At 67.4% G+C, this 22,228-nt stretch carries 12 protein-coding genes; all 12 read left to right on the top strand.

What is annotated here, in order from left to right; translation table 11 throughout:
- Nucleotides 1–24: 24 nt before the first annotated feature.
- The 12 genes from GA0070558_RS30485 (at nt 25) to GA0070558_RS30435 (ending at nt 22,192) form a co-directional block, all read left to right on the top strand.
- Nucleotides 25–219 (top strand): FxLD family lanthipeptide, encoded by a 195-nt coding sequence (locus GA0070558_RS30485; protein WP_228986292.1) that lies wholly within the window; start codon nt 25–27, stop codon nt 217–219.
- 78 nt (nt 220–297) lie between these two features.
- The gene (locus GA0070558_RS30480) at nt 298–3,414 is read left to right on the top strand and encodes a lantibiotic dehydratase (RefSeq protein ID WP_091286321.1); all 3,117 of its coding nucleotides are present in this window, start codon (nt 298–300) and stop codon (nt 3,412–3,414) included.
- A complete protein-coding gene (locus GA0070558_RS30475; RefSeq protein ID WP_091286319.1) occupies nt 3,411–4,580 on the top strand; it encodes a lanthionine synthetase C family protein in 1,170 nt (389 codons plus the stop codon). Before GA0070558_RS30480 ends, GA0070558_RS30475 begins: the two co-directional genes overlap by 4 nt.
- Nucleotides 4,562–5,524 carry a thiopeptide-type bacteriocin biosynthesis protein gene (locus GA0070558_RS30470; RefSeq protein ID WP_091286315.1) on the top strand — a complete coding sequence of 321 codons (963 nt, stop codon included), beginning with the start codon at nt 4,562–4,564 and terminating at the stop codon, nt 5,522–5,524. Before GA0070558_RS30475 ends, GA0070558_RS30470 begins: the two co-directional genes overlap by 19 nt.
- Nucleotides 5,525–5,526: 2 nt before the next feature.
- Nucleotides 5,527–6,669, top strand: coding sequence for a hypothetical protein (locus tag GA0070558_RS30465; RefSeq protein WP_091286312.1), 1,143 nt, complete (start codon nt 5,527–5,529; stop codon nt 6,667–6,669).
- Between the two features lie 5 nt (nt 6,670–6,674).
- Entirely contained in the window at nt 6,675–7,745 is a 1,071-nt protein-coding gene (locus GA0070558_RS30460) for an NsdA family TPR-like regulatory protein (protein ID WP_500862225.1), read from the top strand.
- A gap of 2 nt (nt 7,746–7,747) precedes the next feature.
- Nucleotides 7,748–8,455 carry an SDR family oxidoreductase gene (locus tag GA0070558_RS30455; RefSeq protein ID WP_091286308.1) on the top strand — a complete coding sequence of 236 codons (708 nt, stop codon included), beginning with the start codon at nt 7,748–7,750 and terminating at the stop codon, nt 8,453–8,455.
- A 9-nt stretch (nt 8,456–8,464) separates the two neighbouring features.
- A complete protein-coding gene (locus tag GA0070558_RS33700; protein ID WP_176734449.1) occupies nt 8,465–8,629 on the top strand; it encodes a hypothetical protein in 165 nt (54 codons plus the stop codon).
- Nucleotides 8,630–9,014: 385 nt separating this feature from the next.
- Nucleotides 9,015–11,969: a helicase-related protein gene (locus GA0070558_RS30450; protein ID WP_091286305.1), complete on the top strand. Its 2,955-nt coding sequence runs from the start codon at nt 9,015–9,017 to the stop codon at nt 11,967–11,969.
- Nucleotides 11,963–15,802, top strand: coding sequence for an Eco57I restriction-modification methylase domain-containing protein (locus tag GA0070558_RS30445; RefSeq protein ID WP_091286302.1), 3,840 nt, complete (start codon nt 11,963–11,965; stop codon nt 15,800–15,802). The genes GA0070558_RS30450 and GA0070558_RS30445 overlap by 7 nt, the downstream gene beginning before the upstream one ends.
- Before the next feature lie 149 nt (nt 15,803–15,951).
- Nucleotides 15,952–20,883, top strand: coding sequence for a DEAD/DEAH box helicase (locus tag GA0070558_RS30440; RefSeq protein WP_091286299.1), 4,932 nt, complete (start codon nt 15,952–15,954; stop codon nt 20,881–20,883).
- Between the two features lie 190 nt (nt 20,884–21,073).
- Nucleotides 21,074–22,192, top strand: a complete 1,119-nt coding sequence (locus GA0070558_RS30435; RefSeq protein ID WP_218107115.1) for an IS630 family transposase — start codon at nt 21,074–21,076, stop codon at nt 22,190–22,192.
- The last annotated feature ends 36 nt before the right edge of the window (nt 22,193–22,228 follow it).

The following is a 22,228-nucleotide window of genomic DNA, read 5'->3' as shown; positions in this document are numbered from 1 at the left end:
TTCCAGCTGAGGAGAGTGATGTCGATGGCCCCGCCGACTGCGGTCCTCGACGCCCCCACGGCCGACGCCGACGTCGTCACCGACGACGACTTCGCGCTCGACCTGCGGGTCATCGAGGCCACGACGCCGCTGGTCGTCATGGCGTGCAGCACCAGCGACGGCTGCGGAAGCACCTGCAGCACCAGCGCGTGCAACACCTCGTCGTACGACCCCGCCTGACCGCGCCCACCTACCGCCGGAGCCCGCGCTTTGCGGGCTCCGGCGCCCCTCTCCCCATCCCCCGCCAGGAGGCACCCCATGCCGCCCGAGCACGCCAGGTACCAGCCAACCGGCTTGGTACTGGTCCGGGCCAGCACCGATCCCGGCGACCTCGGCCCCGGACCGTCAGCCGCCCTCATCGGCCCGGCAGCGCCCGCGCGTGAGGGCCTCGCCTGGCTGGCCAACCGGTGGACACGCCCTGACGTCCGGGACGCCATCTCGATGGCCAGCCCCGGCCTCGCCGCACGCGTCAGCCAACTCCTCACCCCCAGGGCCGCCGAAGCGACAGCCGCCGCCGTCCGCCGCGCGGTCCTCGCCACCGCCTCCTATCTGCTGCGATGGCAACGCCGAACGACGCCGTTCGGACTGTTCGCCGCCGTCACCACAGCGACCGTCGGCCCGGCGGCGGCAACGATCGGGGACAGGCACCGCGCTGCGGCACGGGTCGACGGTGAATGGCTGACGCACGTCGTCGACAGCCTCGAGTCCGACCCCGATCTCCAACGACGGCTGACCGTGGTCGCCGACAGCGCAAGGTTCGTGCGCGATGGCCGCGTCATCGTCGCCGCCCGGCCGCTGCCGGGCCAGCGCTCGCCTGGACCACCCCGCGAAACCTCCACCACGAACAACCGGGCCGTACGGCTGGCCCTTGCCCACGCGGCGCGGCCGATCCACTTTCCTCAGCTCGCCGCGCGGATCGCGCACGAGATGCCCCACGCGGCTCCCGCAACGATCGGGGCGATGCTGCACGGCCTCGTGGGCGGCGGCTTCCTCATCACCAGCCTCCGCCCGCCCATGACCGCCGCGGACGGCCTGGCCCATGTCATCGACGTGCTGGATGCCGCAGGGGCCGCCGAGCTGAGCGCGGTGGCACCGATCCTCGACTGGCTCAAGGCGGCCGGTGAGCTGATCGCGCGACACAATGCGCTGGCAGATCCCCGCGAGGCGGCGCGGACCCGGGCCGCAGCGATCAGGGCCATGGCGACGCTGGCACCCGACGCCGAGCACCAGCTCGCCGTCGACCTGCGGCTCGACGCCAAGATCAGCATTCCGTCCCGGGTGCTCGACGAGGTGGCGCTCGCCGCCGAACTGCTGCTCCGCCTGACCACTCAGCCGTTCGGATCCGTCGCCTGGCTGGACTACCACGCCCGGTTCCGTGACCGGTACGGCGCCGGAGCTCTGGTGCCGGTCCGCGACCTGGTCGCAGATTCCGGCCTCGGCTATCCCGCCGGCTTTCTCGGCGCACCCCGAGCACGTCCGGCCTGGCGGATGCTGACCGAGCGTGATGTACGCCTGGCCGCGCTCATCCAGAAGGCGACCCTCGACGGCACCGACGAGATCCGCCTCACCGATGCCGACGTCGACGCACTCACCGTAGGTAACCACGCTACCGCAGTCCCGCCCTGCCGGCTCGAACTGGGCTTCGCCGTGTACGCGGCCAGCGCCGAGAAGGTGGACCGTGGAGACTACGAGTTGCGGATCACGGCCGCCCCCAGAACGCCGACCAGCATGGTCGGGCGGTTCGCCTACCTTCTCGACCCTGCCGAACAGGCGCAGATCGCCGCGTCCTACGCCCACCATGCCTCTGACGCGGACCCGGCGTTCCCGGTCCAACTGTCGTTCCCACCCCGCCGCACGCACAACCAGAACGTCACCCGCGTCGGCACACTCCTGCCCGACGTGCTGTCCCTGTCCGAGCATCCCGACGGCCCGACGGTCACCGTGGACGACCTCGCCGTCACCGCCGACGCCGAACAGATGTACCTCGTCCACTGGCCGACCGGTCGGCGCGTCGTCCCGCACATCCCGCATGCCCTGGACACCACCGTGCAGACCCCGCCCCTGGCGCGGTTCCTCGCCGAGGTCGCCGACGCCCGCAGCGTCGTCTTCGGTCCGCTCGACCACGGCGCAGCCGCGCGCAACCTGCCCTACCTTCCCCGTATCCGGTACGGCCGCATCATCCTGAGCCCGGCGCGCTGGCTGCTCGCCGGAGCCGATCTCGCCTCCGTCGACCCGCGAGGCGACGAGCCGGCTGCGGGCCGGTGGGAAACGTCCCTCGCCGCCTGGCGGCAGCAGTGGCGCGTACCGGACCGGGTGGTGGCCTGCCACGGCGAGCTTCGCCTGCCCCTCGACCTCAGCCGACCGCTCGACCGTGCCCTCCTGCGAGCCCGGCTGATCCGTGCCGGTCGGCTCGAGCTACGAGAAGATGCCCCGCCCGACGGTTACGGATGGACCGCAGGCCGACCTGCGGAGTTCCTCACCTCGATGACCCTAACCACGGTCCCGAAGCGCACGCCGCCGGTCACCGCCCCACCCGGCGACACCTTCCGGCCCGGAGCGTCCACCATCGTCCACGCCCGGCTGGTTGGCAACCCGGCCCGCACCGACCAGTTGCTCACCGCGCACCTGCCGAAGCTGGTCGACAACCTCATCGGCCTCGGTCTGCGGCGCTGGTGGTTCAGGCGGCACCGCGACACCATCCGCGTCGAGGCCGACCAGCACCTGTCCCTGTTCCTCCGGTTCAGCGAACCAGGCGCGTACGGACCCGCCGCCGCCATCCTGGCGGAGTTCGCCAACGGGTTGGCGGCTCAGAGTCTGCCCGCCGAACTCGTCCTCGCCGCTTATCACCAGCATCCCGCCCGCTACGGCCACGGCCCCGCCCTCCTTGCCGCCGAGAAGGTCTTCGCCGCCGATACCGCCGCCGCTATCGCGCAACTTCGCACCGCCGACCTGGCCGGCATCCCGGCGCAGGCGCTCGCCGCCGCGTCGATGGCGCGACTCGCCGCAGCCTTCGCCCCGTGTCCCCACCTGGGCTATCGGGCGCTGCTGGCCTGCCTCCGCGAAGCCACCGAACCAGCCGAGCGCACGCTCACCGACCTGGCCCGTCGCCTGGCCGACCCCGCCGGCGACCATCAGAGCCTGAGAGCCCTGCCCGGCGGGGACGCCGTCGCGGACACCTGGCAGACCCGCGACCTCGCCGTGCGCGCCTACCACGACTGCCTGCTGCCACAGCGCGACCCCGTGAGCGTGCTGCGGACCTTGCTGCACGAGCACCACATTCGTGCGGTCGGCGTCGATCCCGACTTCGAGCGCAGGACCAATCACGCCGCGCGAGCAGCGGCGATGCGCTGCCTGGCACAGGCAGCTCCGCGATGACGGCCACCGCCGGGCCCACCGGCACCCCCGTTTCCGGAGCGGGCCAACAGTCCCTCGCGACCGGCGCCGTCGGCCCCGCGCTCCTGGCCATCGAACGTGCCCTGAACGGTGCGGGGGACTGGACCACCGCACACCACCTCGTCACCCGAGCCACGAGCAGCCCCATCGACGCCGGAAGGCACACCGGCCTCTACCACGGCGCACCCGCCGTCCTCTTCCTGCTCAACGCGGCGACCGCCGACGGCCGCGACCGTTACGCCGCCGCGCGTCAGCGCCTCACCCGCCACGTGCGGCGGCTCGTCCGCCAGCGGCTGACCGCAGCGGACGACCGCCTCCGACGCGGCCAGCCCGGCACGTTCGCCGAGTACGACATCTTCTACGGCCTCGTCGGCACCGGAGCCCTGCTGCTCCGCCACCTGCCCGACGCCGACGAACTCGGCGACCTCCTGACGTACATCACGCGACTGACCCGACCCCGCACCCACGACGGACAGCGACTACCCGGCTGGTGGGTCGACCACGACCCCGACCCGACCCTGCCCACCCCCGGAGGCCATGCCAACCTCGGGATGGCCCACGGCGCAGCCGGCCTGCTCTCCCTGCTCGCCCTCGCCGACAGGGCGGGCCACCAGGTTCGCGGCCAGACGGAGGCGATCGAGCGCCTGTGCGCCTGGTTCGACCGCTGGCGGCAGGACGACGTCGCCCAGGGATCGTGGTGGCCCCAGTGGCTCACCCGCGACCAGCTCCGCACCGGCCGTCCCACCCAGGCCGGACCGGGCAGGCCCTCATGGTGCTACGGAGCGCCCGGGATCGCCCGCGCCCTCCAACTCGCCGCCATGGCCACGAACCACGCCGCCCGGCAGGCCGACGCCGAGGCCGTACTCGCGGCCTGCCTGAACGACCAGCAACTCGACCGGCTCACCGAACCCGGGGTCTGCCACGGTCTGGCCGGCCTCCACCACACCGTGCTCCGGGCCGCCGCCGACGCGAAGACCCCGGACATCGCCGCACGGCTGCCCGCCCTCACCGAACGCCTCACCCGCCACGAACCCGACCCGGACGACGGCTTCCTGACCGGTCGCACCGGCCACCTCCTCGCGATGGAGACCGCCCGCACCGCCGCGCCACCCCGGACCAGGTGGGACGCATGTCTGCTGATCGTCTGACCACCGGAGCGCCCGCCGCGGTCGTCGCCCTCGTCGAAGCCGTCCTCGCCGGGGCCGCGCTGGAGACGACAGCCGCAGCCGCCGGTATCGCCCCGGACGAACTCGACACCGCCGTCCAGACGTACCGGGCCGGGGGCATCGCCGCCCTGGAGATCCGCCACGAAAACGCCTGGTTCCAGGCGCGCATCCGGCCAATCGACTGGGCCACCGCCGAGGCCGTCTTCCGGACACGGATCGGCCCACAGCTCGACCGGCTCGGTGATAACCGAGCATCCTGGTGGTTCCTACGCAAACACCCGAGCTGGCGGATCAGGATCCGCACGACCGACCACGACGCAGCCGGTGCGCTCCTCGACGACCTCGCCGCTGTAGGAGTGATTGCGGGCTGGGAACCGGGCATCTACGAGCCCGAGCCGGCCGCGTTCGGCGGGCTGTCCGCCACCGCGATCGTGCACGAACTGTTCTGCGCTGACAGTCGCGGCGTCCTCGCCTACGCCGGGCACGACCCACCACCGATCGGCCGTCGCGAACTGTCGCTACTGCTGCTGCGGACGCTCCAGCACCACGCCGGCCTGGACTGGTTCGAAGCCGCAGACGTCTTCGACCGGGTAGCCCAGATGCGTCCCGCACCTGCGGCCACCGAGTCGTCACGCGTCGCGGACCTTGCCACGCGGATGCGACCCCTGCTCGCGCTTCCGGACGAGGCCCGCACGGCACTGTTCGCCCCCGACGGACCGCTCACCGTCGCCTGCGGCTGGGAAACAGCATTCGCGGACGCTGGCCGCAAACTCGGCCTGGCTGCCGCCAGCGGACGCCTCGGCCGGGGCATCCGGGCGGTCCTCGCCCAGATTGTGATCTTCCACTGGAACCGGCTCGCCCTGCCCGCCCATGCGCAGGGCATCCTTGCGCGTGCGGCGACCACCGCCATTCTGCCCGGGAGCTGATCGTGCACCACGACACCGTCGCCGCCGCAGCGCGCCGCTTCCCGCTCCTCGGCCGCCCCCGCCCCGACTGCCCAGCCCTGCCCCTACGCATGAAGGAGATCACGGACGCGGCGAACGCCGCACTACGGAAACCCGGTCACGGCATGGCCGACGCGGCGCACGCACTCAACAAGGCCGCCCTCATCGCCAGCGACGCCGGACTGCCGGACCTCGCCAGACGAATCTGCTGGCAGCACATCGACGCCTACCTTCGACTAGCGCGTCCTCTCACCGTCCTGGAAGCCCGTTACATGCTCGAACCCGTCCTCAACCTGGCCCGCCTGCAGATCCGCGCAGAACAAGGCGCGCCGGCGTTGCGACTCATGGAGGCCATGCATGAAGCGGTCACCAGAAACATCGACCTGGTTGTCGGCGACCGCACCCTGCCCACCGCCAACCTCGTCGGTGATCGCGCCGAACGACGCATGCTCCGCCAGTGGGTCTGGCTTCAACTCATCAGCGAAGGCACGCGCGTGCTGGCCTTGGACGGACGATGGGACGAGGCAGCCGAGCACGCGCGAAGTCACAACGGCATCGGTGCTCACCTGATGGAGGGCCGGCAGGCCGTCATCATCGCAGCGTGCTTTCAGGGCGACCCTGAGTACGGCCGTAGGGTCCTTACGGAAAGCGCGCTCACCCAACCGTGGGAGCAACAGGTCGCCGCCTGCCTCAGCCTCATGTGTGCAACGCCGGCCCGTCCCGCCAAGCCCCAGCACCTCACCGTGCTGACGGAGCGGCTCGCCCTTCCCATCACGGCATCGAACTACGCGTCCTACCGCGCGCGGCTTGGACTCGCGGGAGCCATCCTGGCCAACGCGACCCAGCCCGAACTGGCGACCCGACTTCTGCACCACACCGCGCGACAGGCCATCGACACCGCCGACGGTTACGCCGCCCGCGACATCCTCGGCTTCCGCGAACCCCTGCAAGGCATCACCGCCGACCAGCATGCCGCCCTGCGCCGCATCGCCACCACGGCGGGCCTCGGGCTCGGTGAACTACCTGAAGAAGTGGTACGCCACCTTGCCACCGCAGCAGATATGGCAGTGCAGACGCTCGCGGCACCAGCAGCGGCTGCGCCGGCAGCGGGGCCGGGCAGAGCGTGAGGCAGATGCCGCGCTACGTGCCACCGCGCTGGCCGACTTGGACTCGCCGGTGTGGGACGAGATCGACGCGTACCTGCGTCGGTAAGATGAAGATCACGGGTATGCCCCTGGCTGGTATCGCCGAAGTGTGGCTGACCATCGAACCCCGAGAACTCGTTGCCGTCCTGCGAGGCGGTCAGGTCACCGCCGACCTGGTCGAACGGATGGAAGAGGGCCTTCCGCGACTACGCTTCCTGGAGGCGACCCGGGGCGGTGACCAAGCTCGGACCCTCATCCACGCCGAACTCGGCATGGTGGTGGATGTCCTTGACCGATCCGCCTACACGGCTGTGGTAGGTCAGCGACTGTACGCCTTGGCGGCAGAACTCGGCCGGATGGCCGGCTGGGCGTCGTTTGACGCTGGCCTGCACGCAGCGGCGCAGCGCTACTGGCACGCCGCACTCCACGCCGCACACGCCGCCGCCGACCGCCTGCTGGAAGCCAATATCATCAAATCGATGAGCCTACAGTGCTACGACTTCGACCGCCCCCGAGAAGCGCTGGAGTTGGCGCGAAGCGCCCACGAGGGCGCTAAAGGGGTCTCCCCACGCGTCGCAGCGATGCTGGCGCCACGGGAGGCCAGGGCTCACGCAGCGATCGGCGACAGCACGGCATGCGAACGCCTTCTCAAACAAGCCGACGCCGAGTTTGATCGCGTAACGTCGACCGATACAGAGCCCGCCTTCCTCGGATACTTCGACGAGTCCGAACTCAACGCCCAGGTCGGAACCTGCTACCTGGATCTGGGGCGAACGAAAGAAGCCGACGGGTACTTCAGCCGTACGCTGCGGTTGGTTCCAGCCACCAAGGTGCGCGACCGGGCCACCTACGTGATCCGCCGCGCGTCGGCTCAGACGCAACTCGGAGACGCCGACCACGCGGCATCGCTCGTCGCGGAGGCGATACCGCTGATCCGTGAGGCACCATCAGAACGGAATCTGCGACGCGTCGTTCGAGCGCGGCACCGGCTTCCATTCACCAAGACCGACCCGCGCGCTCGCGCCCTCGATGATCAGCTCGCTACCCTGGGGGTCTGATCATGGCTGACGACATGAAGGTCGCCGTAGTGACCGGCGCCAACCGTGGGCTCGGCGCAGCCATCGCCCGCAAGCTGGCCGAGCAAGGCTTGCACGTGGTGCTCGCTGGCCGAAACGAGTATTCCGTCGACCGTGTGGTGTCCGACCTGGCGAAGGCGGGGCTATCCGTCAACGGCCACCAACTCGACGTCAACGACCCGGCCAGCGTGGCGTGTGCCTTCGCCGACACCGCAAAGCGACACGGCCGGCTGGACGTGCTGGTGAACAACGCCGGCATCGCCATCGACCGCGGCCAGACAGCAGCGAGCCCCGACCTCGAGCGGGTCCGCAGCGCCCTGGACACCAACCTGCTGGGCGCCTGGCGTTGCTGCGTCGCTGCCGTGCCGGAGATGAGGAAGAACGGCTACGGCCGCATCGTCAACATCAGCAGCCACCTTGCCTCACTCGCCACCATGGGTGACACCAACGTCTCCTACCGCGTGTCCAAGGCGGCCCTCAACGCGCTGACCCGGGTCCTCGCGGCCGAACTCGCCGGCACCGGCATCCTGGTCAACGCATGCTCGCCTGGTCGCATGAACACCAGGATGGCGTACGGCGAGACCGACCGGACGCCGGACGAAGGTGCCGACACGCCTGTGTGGCTGGCCACCCTGCCACCTGACGGACCGACTGGCGGCCTGTTCGCCGACGGCAAGCCGCTCGACTGGTAGAAGCCACCTGTGACGCATTGGCTGCTGTCGTCTGCGCGCTGCCGCCTGCTCGACGGCGCGCTCGACCTTGCGCTGGGCGTATTGCCGATCGGCCGTGGCATCCTCACGTTGTTAGCCAAGCGTGAAGGCGGCTTCTACGATCAGGTTTCGATTGACCACGTTCCGCTGTTGTAGTTCTGTGACGTGCCCCCGGCTAGGGATAAGCCTGAATGGCTCGACCGTGGCATTGCCTGGGGTGAGCTGGGTGGATGTGGGGGCTGACCTCGTGTTTGAGCTGCCATGGCGGTTGCGGGCTGGCGGTTCCGCACGCGGCTTTGTTCGCTGACGGTCGGCCTAAGTAACCGCGCTCGACGGTGCAAACGTATCCCCGCCAGGCCGGGGTAGTTTGAGGCGCATCCGACGCCGGTCGACGGGCTCGTTGAGCGGCGTCTGACGGGCAAGGCGAACGGCCGAGGTCGTTCCGGACAGCCGCAGCGTTGTGTTCCCGCCTGTGAGTTGACGGGGGTGGCACGCTAAGTACTCTTCGTTGGTTAGCCGGTGGGGGCGAGGAGCTGTCGGGATGTTCGAGCGCGGGATGCGGGTGCGGCTGCGGGACCGCCTGTGGGAGGTCGAGGGCGTTAAGGGCGCCGGCGCCGAGGCGCTTCTCGATCTTCGGCGGGCTGACGGGCGACCGGGGCCGCGCCGTCTGACGGTCGTGGCGGGGCTTGAACCGACGCTGCGTCTAGAGCCCGCCACCGAGCTGCGGTTTGAGGTCGGTAATCCGGTGCGCCTGAGCGAGTTGCACAACGCGCTCGCGCTGACGATGGCGCACGGCCGAGCGGACCTGCTCGCGGTGGAGCATGGCCGTATTGATGTGGAGCCTTACCAGCTCGTCCCGGTGCTTGCTGCGATGCGCCAGCCAAAGGTGCGGCTGCTGGTCGCTGACGACGTCGGTCTTGGTAAGACGATCGAGGCGGGTCTGGTCCTCATGGAGTTGGCACGGCGTGGCCGAGCCGACCGGGTGTTGATCGCTTGTCCGGCGGGTCTGCAGGACCAGTGGGTTGATGAGATGCGCTTCCGGTTCAATCTTGAGTTCACCAAGGTTGACAGCCGCAAGTGGCTCGACCTGCGGCGCAGCTATCCAACAACCGTAAGCCCGTGGACCGCTGCACCGTTCGCGGTCTCGTCGATCGACTACCTGAAGACCAACCTCACGGCTATCCAGGCTGCTCCGCCGTTCGATGTGGTGATCATCGACGAGGCGCACCACGTGGCTCGGGCCTACGCGGGTGAAGGTCGCTCCACGGCGACCGACCGTAGCCGGTTGGCCCGCACGCTTGCTGATCACGCCCGGGAACTCATCTTGTTGTCGGCCACACCGCACAACGGCTACCCGGAGTCCTTCGCCAGCCTCCTGCAACTGCTGTCAGTGCATCTGGCAGCCGATGATGGCCGGCTGGATCCGGGGATGGTCAAGCCGTATGTCGTGCGCCGGCTGAAAGACGACGTGGCGCGAGGGAATCCGGCGCAGCCGATCAGCCGCCGCAACCCGCCGCAGCCGATCGAGGTAGCGCCAACCGCGCGGGAGAAGGAGATCCACCGACGGCTACGTGGGCACAGCAAGCGGGTGCTGCGTGCTCTGCGTGACACAGACTCCTATCACGTGGAAGCGTTCGCGTTGGAGGTGCTGCGGAAGCGTGCGCTGTCGAGTCCTCATGCGCTGCGGACAAGCTTGCAGCGGCGGGCGGCGAACCTCGGCGTTGCGAAGCTCGATCGCGCTGGGCGGCACCGGCTGGAGGCTCTCCAGCAGTACCGCGGTGACATTGCCCTTACTGAGAGTGACCTGTGGGAGACGGAGGAACTGGCGCTGTCCGGCGTCGCTGCGCACCTACCGGAGGATGACCTACGCGAGGAGCAGCGGATGGTAGGAACGCTGCTGGAGCTGGTGGAGGCCGTCACCCCGGCCGACGACAGCAAGCTGAGCCGGTTGCACGGCTGGTTGGAGGGCTTTCGGGTAGGGCGTCGTGGTGATCGGGTCATCGTGTTCACCGAGTACCGCGACACCCTGGACTACTTAGAGGAGCATCTTGGGCTTGGGCCGATCCTGCGTATCGACGGCAGCCTGCCGCTGCGCAAGCGCCGCGAGGTGCTGGAGACGTTCGCACACACACCCGGCGCGATCCTGCTGGCCACGGACGCCGCCGGTGAGGGCCTGAACCTGCAGGACGCCTGCCACGTCGTCGTTCACTACGAGCTGCCCTGGAATCCCAACCGGTTGGAACAGCGCAATGGCCGGGTGGACCGCTATGGGCAGGTCAACGTTGTAGAGATTTCCTACCTATATCTTGCAGACACCCGCGATGAGGAGATCTTGCAGCGACTTCGGGAGAAGCTGGCCGAGATCGCCCGGCAGCTTGGCTCCAGCAGTGACGTGCTCGGCGTCGGTGGACAAAGCGACGTGATTGACGCCCTGCTGGAGGACCTGCCGTTGGAGGAGTTGGAGGCACGCCTGGAGCGAGCAGCACAGCAGGTCCGTGACTACCTGTCCACCAGCGGGGCCCTCGAGGTGCTCCGTAGCCTGCCGGATGAAAGGCAGGCCGAGGCCGAGACCACCAACTCCCGGCAGCGTGCCTCGTGGATCCTGCCGGATTTCGACGAGTATCGGGAGCTGGTGGCCTCGGTCGTACGGCAGTGCGGCGGTCACATCCGTGGCGGCGACAGGATCATGACGATCACGCCTGGCCCGCTGCTGGCCCAGTACCCTCACGTTCCTGCCGAACCGTTTCCTGCCACGTTCCTACGGGCGGTCGCCCTGGACCCCGACCACCGTGGCGTCGCCTTCCTCACCCCGGTACATCCCTTGGTGCGAGCCGTCTTGCAACGCGTGCGCACCCGCCTGTATGACGCGCGGGCCGAGGACCGGGTAGCGGTGCGCCCGGTCGCTGGCACCGGCAGCGGCTGGTTGTTCACCGCGACGGGGCGCATCCAGGCCGACGACGGCCGCCTGCTGGAGGAACCGCTGATCCCGGTGTTTGTACCCCGTCTGGACGATGGAACGCCCGGCACGCCGAGCCGCGATGAGACCGCAGACGCCAAGCTGCTGCGTGCCCGCCCCGCGTACAGCTCCGACGATTCGGTCTCACAGGCCCGGAAGAAACTGGCCGACGGGTTCGCCACTGCCAGACACGCCGCCATGGGAGAAGCAGCAAGACGGCTGGCGGAACGTGCGCGGCAAATCCGCACCCAGCTGGCCGCCGACGCGAATCGGCTCGCGGCAGACCTGGAACGGTGGCGCCAGGCCGAACTCGCCGAGGCACGGCGACGGTTCGCCACCGGGTTCGGTGACGCGGTCCAGCTCAGCATCTTCGCCGACGCCGGCCACGGCGCCTTCCACACCATCGACGAGGCCGAAAAGATCGTGGAGGAGGAGTTCAACCGCCGCCGCGATGCCCTGCAACGCGGCTTCGGCATCGCCAACGTGGCCGACCCAGAACCAGTCGGGTGCATGCTATGCGTGGAGGTCGGCTCGTGCTGAACATCACCGTCACGGGGACGGCACTGTCCACCTACTACCTCGCTGACCCGGCCCTGTTTCTACGCGAGCAGCATGCTCGCATCGGCGCTGAGGCCACCGACGACCTCCGGCACGCGCGCAAGGAGCTGCGCCGCCTTGCCGCGGACATTGACGAGACCACTCCGCTTGGGCAAGCTCGCGCTCGCATTCTCGGCTGGCTTGCATGCTTCGGATGGCGGTTTGTCTCCCGAGCCAATGGCTTGGACGAGCCTTTGCCCGGATGCGACGACGCTGAGGTCGAACGGGCTTGGGTGCTAGTCACCCCGCCCGGACAGCACCTGGACGCATCCCCGACCGGGCGGCGCGCCGGCAAGCTCCGCCCGCAGCGCCAGGCCGAAGTCTGTGTACGGGGCGGCACGCTACCGGCCGTGCTGGTGACCAATGGCACCGAGCTGCGGGTCATCCGACGCGATCCCGGCCTGGGCGGCGAAGCGAACTACCTCGCCATCGATCTGGCCGGGCTCGCGGAACTGGGCGACGATTATGAATGGAAGGTCATCTGGGCGCTGCTGCGTCCCGAGGCGTTCACCCCAGATCACACTGGTGCGACCCTGTGGGACACGGTCGAGCAGGCGAGCCTCCAGGCCGCGACCCGGGTCAGCGAGAACCTGTCCGGCGGTGTCCGCATCGCCATCGCGGCGATTGCCAACGGCGCGCTGGCGGATCTGCGCCGTCGCGGCGTGCCAGACCCTTCAGCCCGAGACCTGTTCGCCGACGTGCTGCGCATCGCCTACCGATTGCTGTTCGTCTCCTACGCCGAGGATCGCGGCCTACTCCCAATTGGCACCCCGGTATACGACAGCGGATACTCCCTCCGCCGCCTACGCGTCGAGATCACCGACCCCGGCACCGTCTGGGAACCCGACAGCGGCCACCTATGGCAGGCACTCCGCGCCCAATGGGGCCTGCTACGCGAAGGCGCCGACGCTGGAGAGCTTAAGATCACCGGATTCAACGGCGGCCTCTTCGACATCGAACAGTGCCCGATTCTCGATCACCCGAACCTGACCGTTGGCGACACGTTTGTACGCACCGCCATCGATGCCCTTGCCTTCACGCAACCCACCCGGAGTATCAACCGCCGCGACACCGTGGGCCGTCGCCCCATCAACTACCGGGAACTCGGCGTCGAGCAACTCGGCAGCGTCTACGAAGGGCTCCTCGCATACGAACCCCACATCGCCGAATCGCCTAAGGCGGTGGTACGGGTTGGGCGCGGGCAAAGCGCCATCGAACAAGTCATTAACTCCGACCAGGTACCCCAGAACGCCGAGATTCTCGACGAACTCCCGACGGGCACCTTCTACCAGTTCGGGGCCACCGGCGAACGCAAGGGATCCGGCTCCTACTACACCCCGCGGGCACTCGCACACTTCGTCGTGGTGGAAACCCTGCGCCCACTGGTCGAGAACGCCACCCCGGAGCAGATCCTGAATCTACGGGTATGCGATCCGGCGATGGGCTCCGGCGCGTTTCTTGTACCCGCAGTGCACCAACTCACCGAAGCCTACGGTGAAGCCCTCGCGCGTGCCGGCGAAGACATCGACCACAAGCTTGACGACGCCGAACGCGCCGCCTATCGACGCCTCATCGTCGAACGCTGCATCTATGGCGTCGACCTCAACCCCATGGCCGTCGACCTAGCGAAGGTCTCCCTCTGGCTGGCAACCGCCGCATCCGGCAAGCCGCTGTCCTTCCTCGACGCGCATCTCCGCTGCGGCAACAGCGTCATTGGCGCCTCGATCGCCACATGGGAGGGCGTGCCGCTGCCTGCCCAAAGCAATCGGGACAGCGGTCCAAGCCTCAGCGAATATCAGGAGAGTCTCTTCGACATCGACGAGCCAGATCTCACGACCATCATCAACGTCCGCCGAGCACTGGCCGAGGCCCCGTCCGAAGACCGGCTCCACGTGCGCGCCAAAGAGAAGAGGTTCGCCCGTCTCATCAAGGGCGACGACTTCACCCGCCTACGCGCCCTCGGCGACTGGTGGGTCGCCCCGTTCTTCCTTCCCGAGTTCGCCCGCCATGCTAGTGGGTGGCGACAAGGACGAATCCAGATTGCTCACAACCAACCGTCGATGTATCCCACCGTCGCAGACCTACGCCACCGCGTCGCTGCATATATCCGTGAGGAGATCCGCCCATTCCACTGGGAGATCGAATTCCCGGAGGTCTTCTTCGATGCAAGCGGAACCTGGCGGCCGGATGCCGGTTTCGACGCCATCATCGGCAACCCTCCTTGGGAGGGGATTCTGTTCAAGTCCGCCGAGTTCTATGGGAGGTTTGATCCAAAATACTCTCTGCTTAAGCGGGGTGACGAGAGGGCTGAACATGAGGCACAACTCTCGGAGCGGGAGGATGTCAAGGACGCTAGAGTCGGCGACGAACGCAAACTTAACGGCACAAAGAGGTTCATCAAAGAGTCTGGCGTATATCGAATGCTCTACAGTCACGGTATAGCATTCAATTACTATCGGGTCTTTCTCGAACGCGAACTCGCATTACTGGCTCCTCATGGCCGGATTGGCGTGACCATCGATTCCGGTGTCGCTGCGGGCGCCGCCACCGCAGACCACCGCAGGGAACTCTTCGACCACTGCGATGTTGACTGGTTCGTCCTTTGCGACAACATCAACGGAATCTTCCCAATTCATCGCAGCGAGCAATTCCTCCTTCTCGTAGCCAAGAAGGGCGGCTCAACAGATCCATTGCGCTTCACGAGCGGCGTGTCGACGGTCGAACATCTCTTGGACTTGGAAACCCGCACATTGCCCATAGCTCGCGCGACACTCGCTGCTCTAGACCCGGAGAATCTTTCGGTTCCAGACATTCGAGACCCTGCGCTACTCGACCTCATTACCGTCCTCTACGGCAATCGACCACTCTTCCTGGACCCGATGGCAGTCGGTGGCTGGTCCATCCAATGGGGCAGAGAGTTCAATATCAAGGACGACCGCGCCTACTTCGCAGCCGATGGGTCCGGGGCTCCGTTGCGGGAAGGCAAGCACATTCACCAGTTCGTGCACAACTTCTCAGAGCCGACATACTTCCTAAGGGAGCCAGAAGGAGAAACTGCGCTGCTGAAGCGCGCGATGAAGCGTGCCCAGCTCAGGGGTGATCCACGCCAGCGCCGCCGTCGCCGCGGTGAACGGGTCCTTGCAGACGAGAACATGCGCTCAGGCGGACTTGAGTCTCCATTTGATCAATATCGAATCTGTTTCCGTGAAGTGGCGAGAGCCACCGATGAAAGAACGCTTATCGCAGCGGTTCTTCCGCCCGGCACCGCGGTTTCACACAAGCTCCATTTCTTTTACAGATCGGCATTCGATCATTCCTTCGGCGGGTATCGAACCGTTCTCAATTCCCGGGCGCTCGTATATGTAATCGCGCTACTGAACAGCCTGGTCATCGATTTTATCGTGCGTCGCAAGGTTGCAAGCTCGGTCACCAAATCAGTCATCGGAACTCTACCCGTTGCCGACATCCCCCTGGAAGGCGGACCAGGGTTTGAGGTGGTCCAGCTCTCGGCGCGTTTGATCTGTCGTGCGCCGGAATTCGCGGAACTTGCCGAGGTTCTTAACGTGGAATGTGGGCCGTTGGTGCCGGACGAGGAACGCAAGCTCCGGGCGGATCTAGACGCCCGTGTGGCATTCCTTTACGGGCTCGACAGGAAACAGTTGGAGCTGATCTTGGCGGACTTCAGGCAGAGTGAGAGCGCGGAGAGTAGCCCGGTACGCCCGGATGAGGGTTACAAGGACCTTGTGCGGCAGTACTTCGCCGCCTTGGCCGAGTGAACCAGGCCGCCTCGCGGACTGTTGTTGTCGGTGGTGCGGGCTACCCTCAACGTGTGATCGTGGAGCCGCCTTCCGCTGCGGAAGGCGTGTCTGCGGGAGCCCTCGGCTTTGCCGGCATTTCGTAATGTGAGCGTTGGAGGTCGTGCCTGATGAACCCGCTGGAGCTGGCCGATCGGCTGCGGGATGACTACCGGCGGTTCACCTGGACGACTTACCCGGTCGCTGACCAGGGATTGAAGAGCAGGCTGGAACGGCTGACCGATGAGGACTCGCTGTTGTGGCGGGGGCCGTATCTGTCGGTGCAGCCGCGGTTTCAGCTCGACGAGACGCTTGACGAACTTGTTGGCCGGATCGGGCTGCCACCCGAGCTGGTGCGGGCGTTTCCGCAGGTGGATCGATTGTTCACGCATCAGGTGCGTGCGGTCGAGCGGATCGCGGCGGGCAGGGACACCCTGGTGGCCACTGGAACCGGCTCGGGCAAGACCGAGTCGTTCCTGGTCCCCGTGGTCGCTCACGCGTACCGGACGCGGCACCGGCCGGGCGTGAAGGCAATTGCCCTGTATCCCATGAACGCCCTAGTCAACGACCAGGAAGACCGCGTGCGTACTGCGTGTGAGGCCCTGGGCCTTCGGTACGGGGTCTACACCGGGGCGACCCCGCAGCATAAGCGTGACGACATGCAAGAGAACCCGCCGGACATTCTGTTGACGAACTACTCCATGTTGGAGTTCATCCTCACCCGGCGTGAGGACCGCAAGTTGTTCGGCGCCGGCGTACTGCGTCACCTGGTTCTCGATGAGATCCACACCTATCAGGGCGCGCTCGGCACCGAGATCGCCTGTCTGGTGCGGCGGCTGCGTGGGCACGTCGACTCGGAGGAGGGCCTGGTTTGCGTCGGGTTGTCCGCAACAGTTAGCGCGGGTGGAGATCACGACGCGGACCTACGGCGCACGGCCACCTTCGCGTCCGCCCTGTTCGCTGCGCCGTTAGATGTCGATGGCATCGTCGAGGAAACACCGGTGCCAGCGCCCATCGCCGATCCGACCCGGATTGGCGCCGCACCGGACGCTGCAGCGTTGCGGGCCGCCTTGGTCGACGGTGGGAACATGCAACGGCTGCGTGCCCTGTTGGGCGACCCACAAGACAGCCCCGTGGTGGACCTGTTGCGAGCGGAGCTGGCCCAGCCGCGTACCGTGGCGGAGCTCGAAGCCGTGCTCGCTGCATTGCCGCAGCGTGCCGGTGTCACTGTCGAGGATCTGCGGGACGAGGTGGCCGGCTGGCTGCTGTTGGGTGCCAGTACCCACACCCCGGCAGGACCGCCGGTGTTGGAGGCTAAGGTTCACCTCTTCCTGCGTGGTCTGCCGCGGCTGATGCGCTGCACTGGCGATGGTGAGCACCTGTTGTTCAACGGTGCGACGGTGTGCCACCGGGACGGGTGTGAGGCGCAGGCGACCTTCCCGCTTGGGGTGTGTTTGGGTTGCGGGCAGGACTACGACCTGGAGCGGGCGGAGCCGGATGGGCCCGTGGTGCGGTACCTGGCGCGTCGGCTGCACACCGATCCGGTCCAGGATCCGGACCCGCGAAGCCCCGACTGGTATCCGAGCTTGCGCTGCGTGCGCTGTGGGAAGGCCGGCAATGGTAGCTACTGTCAGGGCTGCGGAGCGGCGATGCGGGAGGTCATCGTCGCTGTACCCGACGCGGGTAAAGAGCTAACCCGGTGTCCGGTGTGCGGGTACGGGCGCAGCGCGGGTGCGGTGGAGGGGTTCACTGCGCGGACCGCTGCGGCGGTGACCGCGACCGCGTTCAGCCTGCACAGCGGCCTGGCCGGGCAGAGCGACGACGAGCAACTTCGCCGGTTGCTGGTCTTCGCCGACTCCCGGCAAGACACCGCCTTCCAGGCCGGATACATCCGGGCACGGTCCCGTGCAATCCAGGTACGGCGATTCATCGTCGAGGCCGTACGCGACCGTCAGCGCCGGGGCCAACCGCCGGCTAGCTTCAATGGCCTTGTAGAGGATGTGTTCCGCCGTGGACAGGCTGCCGGCCTGTATGACGACCCAGTCGGGGCTGACGCTCGGCAGCGGGTGCTGCGGGTATGTGAGTGGGACGTGCTCGGTGAGGTCGCCAACGACGAGCGGCGCCCACCAACGCTGGAACGCCTCGGCCTGATCAGCGTCGGCTATCCCGGCCTCGACGCGCTAACCACAGACGACCTCGACCCGTTGTTTGCCCACACCGGCGCCGACGAGAGCGGGGCGCGGTGGTTCCTCGCACGGATCCTGGACCTCGCGCGGACCCGCAGGGCGGTTGGCCACGAACTGCTCCGCGCCCGGCTGGACGCCAAGACAGAGGCCGACCTGATCGATGCCGGCGCCACGGTACGTCTCGGTGCCCCAGTTGCGGGACTCGGCGAGACAGCCGTCAAGATTCCCGGCACGCAGCCGATCAGCATGAGCTACCGCAGCTCGCTGGGCAACATGGTCCGCAAGGTCTTTTCCGTGTCCACGCCGGATGCCATCGAGCGGACCATCAAGGCTGCCATGGAGCTTCTCATACGACACCGGCTACTCAATGACGTTCAGGTCGGAACCGGCAAAGCACAGGTGCGACTACGGCAGGTAGAACCTCAAGCCATCGAGGTCCGGCCACCGTCGGAGACGCTGCGCCGGTGCTTGGCTTGCCGCGCGGTACAGCCCGGCCCTTCCCCGCGAGCCAGGTGCTCCACCTACAACTGCAAAGGCGTGATGCAACCATGGGACGGCGACCCCTCCGACCACGAGCGGCAGCTCGCATGCGGTGACGACCCCCTCGTGGTTAAGGCCGAGGAACACTCCGGGCAGGTGCCTCTGGAGATGCGTGAACAGATCGAAGAGCGGTTCAAGACCGGTGATCTGAACCTGCTCGTCTGCACCATGACCCTGGAACTTGGCGTCGATCTTGGTCAGCTCCTCGCGGTCATCCTGCGCAACGTGCCGCCGCGCCCGAGTAACTACGCCCAGCGCGCCGGGCGAGCCGGGCGGCGTGAGGAGCGGGTGGCGCTCATCGTTACCTTCGCTGGAACCATGCCTCATGACAGCTACTACTACGCCCGTCCCGTGGAGATGATTCGCGGCTCGATCCGGCCACCTACGTTTTTGTTGGACAACGCCCGCGTTATTCAACGGCACGCCCGTTCACTCGCCCTGGAGTTGTGCGGGGAGGATCTCCCGCTGTGGATGCGAGACCTCGTCTCTGAGGAAGAGGCCGGCGAGCTTCTCAACATCGAAGATGTTCAGGCTGCGTTGTCTGGCCGTGCCGAGGAGATCGCCGCCCGGATCCATGAGGTATTCAGGTGTGGCCTCGGCGACGGCGATCTTCCGTGGCTTACACTCCCGTGGTGCCGGCAGGTCGTCGACGGTTTCGTCTCCGACCTCGACAAGGCGATCGAGCCGTATCGGGTTCGCCAGAAGACCCTTCTGGAGGAGTGGCAGCAAGCGGCAGCCAAGCCCGGCCGCGAGGCGACCCGAGCAATCACCAGCATCGGGGCAAGCCTGGATGCGATGCGATACACCGACCGCTCCCGCGCCTATGTGCTGTCCTACCTGAACTCGATGGGCTTCCTGCCGTCATACGCGTTCCCCACGGACACCACGACCTTGTCACTGGAACGGGAAAGCGTGGAGCTGTCGCACGACTCTGTTCAGGCTCTGAAGGACTACGCACCCGGTCAGCTCGTGTACGCACGGGGCGCCAAGTGGTTCGTCGACGAGATCGACCTGCGCCGCGCGAACCTTGTCAACGCCGATGGCGCCGGCGCAATACCGAGCAAGAACATCTGCCCGCGCTGCGACACCGTCAACGACAACACTGCCGCGTCGTGCCTGTCCTGCGACAACCTCAACCTGGTGCCGCAGGTCACCGTGCCGATGCGGGCGCTACGCGCTGAGCGGCGCCAGCGGATCACGGCCGACGAGGAGGCACGCTCGCGTCGGCCGTTTGAAGTCACCCACCACCTCGGCGCTCCGATGACCGCCGAGACGTGGTTGTTCGAGCGCCCCGGTCTCCTGCTGCAATGGGAACGCGGCGCCGCCTTGACCGTCCTCAACCGCGGCCGAATCAGTCAGAACAGCCAGCCGGGCATGCCACCCGAGCAGTTCCTGGTGTGCACCGGATGCGGCATGTGGTTCGAAGCGCAGCCGGCACCCAAACCGACCAGGGCACAGCGAGAGCGCTTCGCCCGACACGACAAGCGGTGCACCAACCAAGACCTGAAGCTCAGCGTCCTCATGACCGAACGCAAGGTCGATTGTCTCCAGCTGCTGCCGGATATGGAGGCTGTCGGTATCCCGCCGGCACAGCTACCGGCGTTTCTCGCTAGCGTCCGCGCATCGCTGGACCTCGGCTGCCGTACAGTGCTGCAGGCCGGCAACGCCGAAGTGGCGGGATTCGACTGGCCGCGCCCCGACCCAAACAGCGACGAGGCCGTGATGCGGCTGGCCGTTCTCTATGAGGAAGTACCGGGCGGCGCCGGCTACTTACGGCAACTCGCGCAGCAATTCGGCGAGGTGGCCGCGACCCTTGTCCCTGTCCTCGATGGCTGCTCCTGCGAACAGTCCTGCTACGCGTGCCTTCGCTCCTACAACAATCAAGTAGAAGCTGACCTCCTCGACCGGCACCTCGCCGCTGACTTCCTGCGCACTTTCGCAGGTGCGCCTGACGTGGAGGGACGGCGCATCCCCGTCTTCACCGACGGGTTCATCGGACTACCCCGCTCACCAATCGAACGACTCCTCGCCGGAGCCCTCATCAACGCCGGCGCCCCCCGCGGGTACGCCCAATACGCATGGGGGGACCTCGGCTCAACCGACGGCACCCCTCGCCCCGTCACCATCGCCGACTTCGCCTGGCTCGAACGTAAAGTCGCGGTTTTCTGCGACGGGTGGCAACATCACCACACCCCTGACCGGCAAGCATCCGACAAAGCCAAGCGCGATGAACTCGCCGCCGCCGGATGGACGGTGCTGTCTTTCTGGGGCGGCGAGATCGTCCGCGATGCCGACCGCTGCGCAAACATGATCATCCGACACCTCCGGCAAGGATAGGCCCGTGGCCCTTATCCAAGTTGGGCCACGGCAGGTCTTATGTGCCGGGGCGGGGAGTTGCCCCCTGGCCCTGGGCACTTGAGCGTTGGATCATGATGGTCTAGTGCCGTGACCACGAATGTTTGCGGTGTTGGATGACATGCCGTCTGGCCTGCCGGCCGGGCGTCGTGGTTGCGGTCAGGCTGTGGCGGTGGCAGAACCCGTTCGCGTTCGGCGGCTCAGTGACCATGAGGGTCAGCAGCTGCTGAGGATCACTCGTAGAGGTACCGGCTCGCCGATCCGGTTGAGGCGGGCGATGGTCGTGCTCGCGTCTGCCGGTGGGAACACGGTGCCGGCGATCGCCCGCCTGGTGCAGGCCGACGAGGACACGATCCGCCAGGTCATCCACCGGTTCAACGAGATGGGGATGGCCAGCCTGGACCCTCAGTGGGCGGGTGGCCGTCCCCGCCAGATCAGTCCTGACGAAGAACAGTTCATCGTCGAGACGGCCAACACCCGCCCCGAGAAGCTGGAGCGGCCCTTCACCCGGTGGAGCATCCGCAAGCTCGCCGAGCACCTGCGCGTGCACTCGACTCGCCGGGTCCGGATCGGGCGGGAACGGCTGCGGCAGATCCTGCGCCGGCACCGGATCACCTTCCAGCGGACCAAGACGTGGAAGGAGTCCACCGACCCGCAGCGGGACACCAAGCTCGCCCGGATCGAGTACGTGAGCAGCCACTTCCCGCAGCGGGTATTCGCTTTCGACGAGTTCGGGCCCCTGGTCATCCGCCCGCAGGCCGGCACAGGGTGGGCACCGGCCGGGCACCCACACCGGTTGCCCGCGAACTACCACAAGCTGCACGGCGTCCGACAGTTCCACGGCTGCTACAGCATCGGCGACGACCAACTCTGGGGCGTCGTGCGCCGCCGCAAGAGCGCCGCGAACACCCTCGCCGCGCTCAAGTCGATCCGCGCCGCGCGGCCGGACGGCGCACCGATCTACGTCATCCTGGACAACCTGTCCGCACACAAAGGCGTGAAGATCCGCAGGTGGGCGGTCCGGAACAAGGTCGAACTGTGCTTCACCCCGACCTACGCCTCCTGGGCCAACCCGATCGAGGCCCAGTTCGGGCCGCTACGCACCTTCGTCATCGCCGGCTCGAACCACCCCAACCACACCGTCCTGACCCGTCGGCTGCAGACCTACCTACGTTGGCGCAACGCCAACGCCCGCCACCCCGACGTCCTGGCCGCCCAACGCCGCGAACGCGCCCGCATCCGCAGCGAACGCCAACGACGCTGGGGCCAACCCACCACCCACGCAGCCTGACCCCAACACCGTCAACGTTCATGGTCACGGCACTAG

It is taken from the genome of Micromonospora haikouensis, assembly GCF_900091595.1.
GTDB classification, from domain to species: Bacteria; Actinomycetota; Actinomycetes; order Mycobacteriales; family Micromonosporaceae; genus Micromonospora; species Micromonospora haikouensis.
Note: the sequence above shows the minus strand (reverse complement) of the source record. Positions and strands in the feature narration are given on the sequence as shown.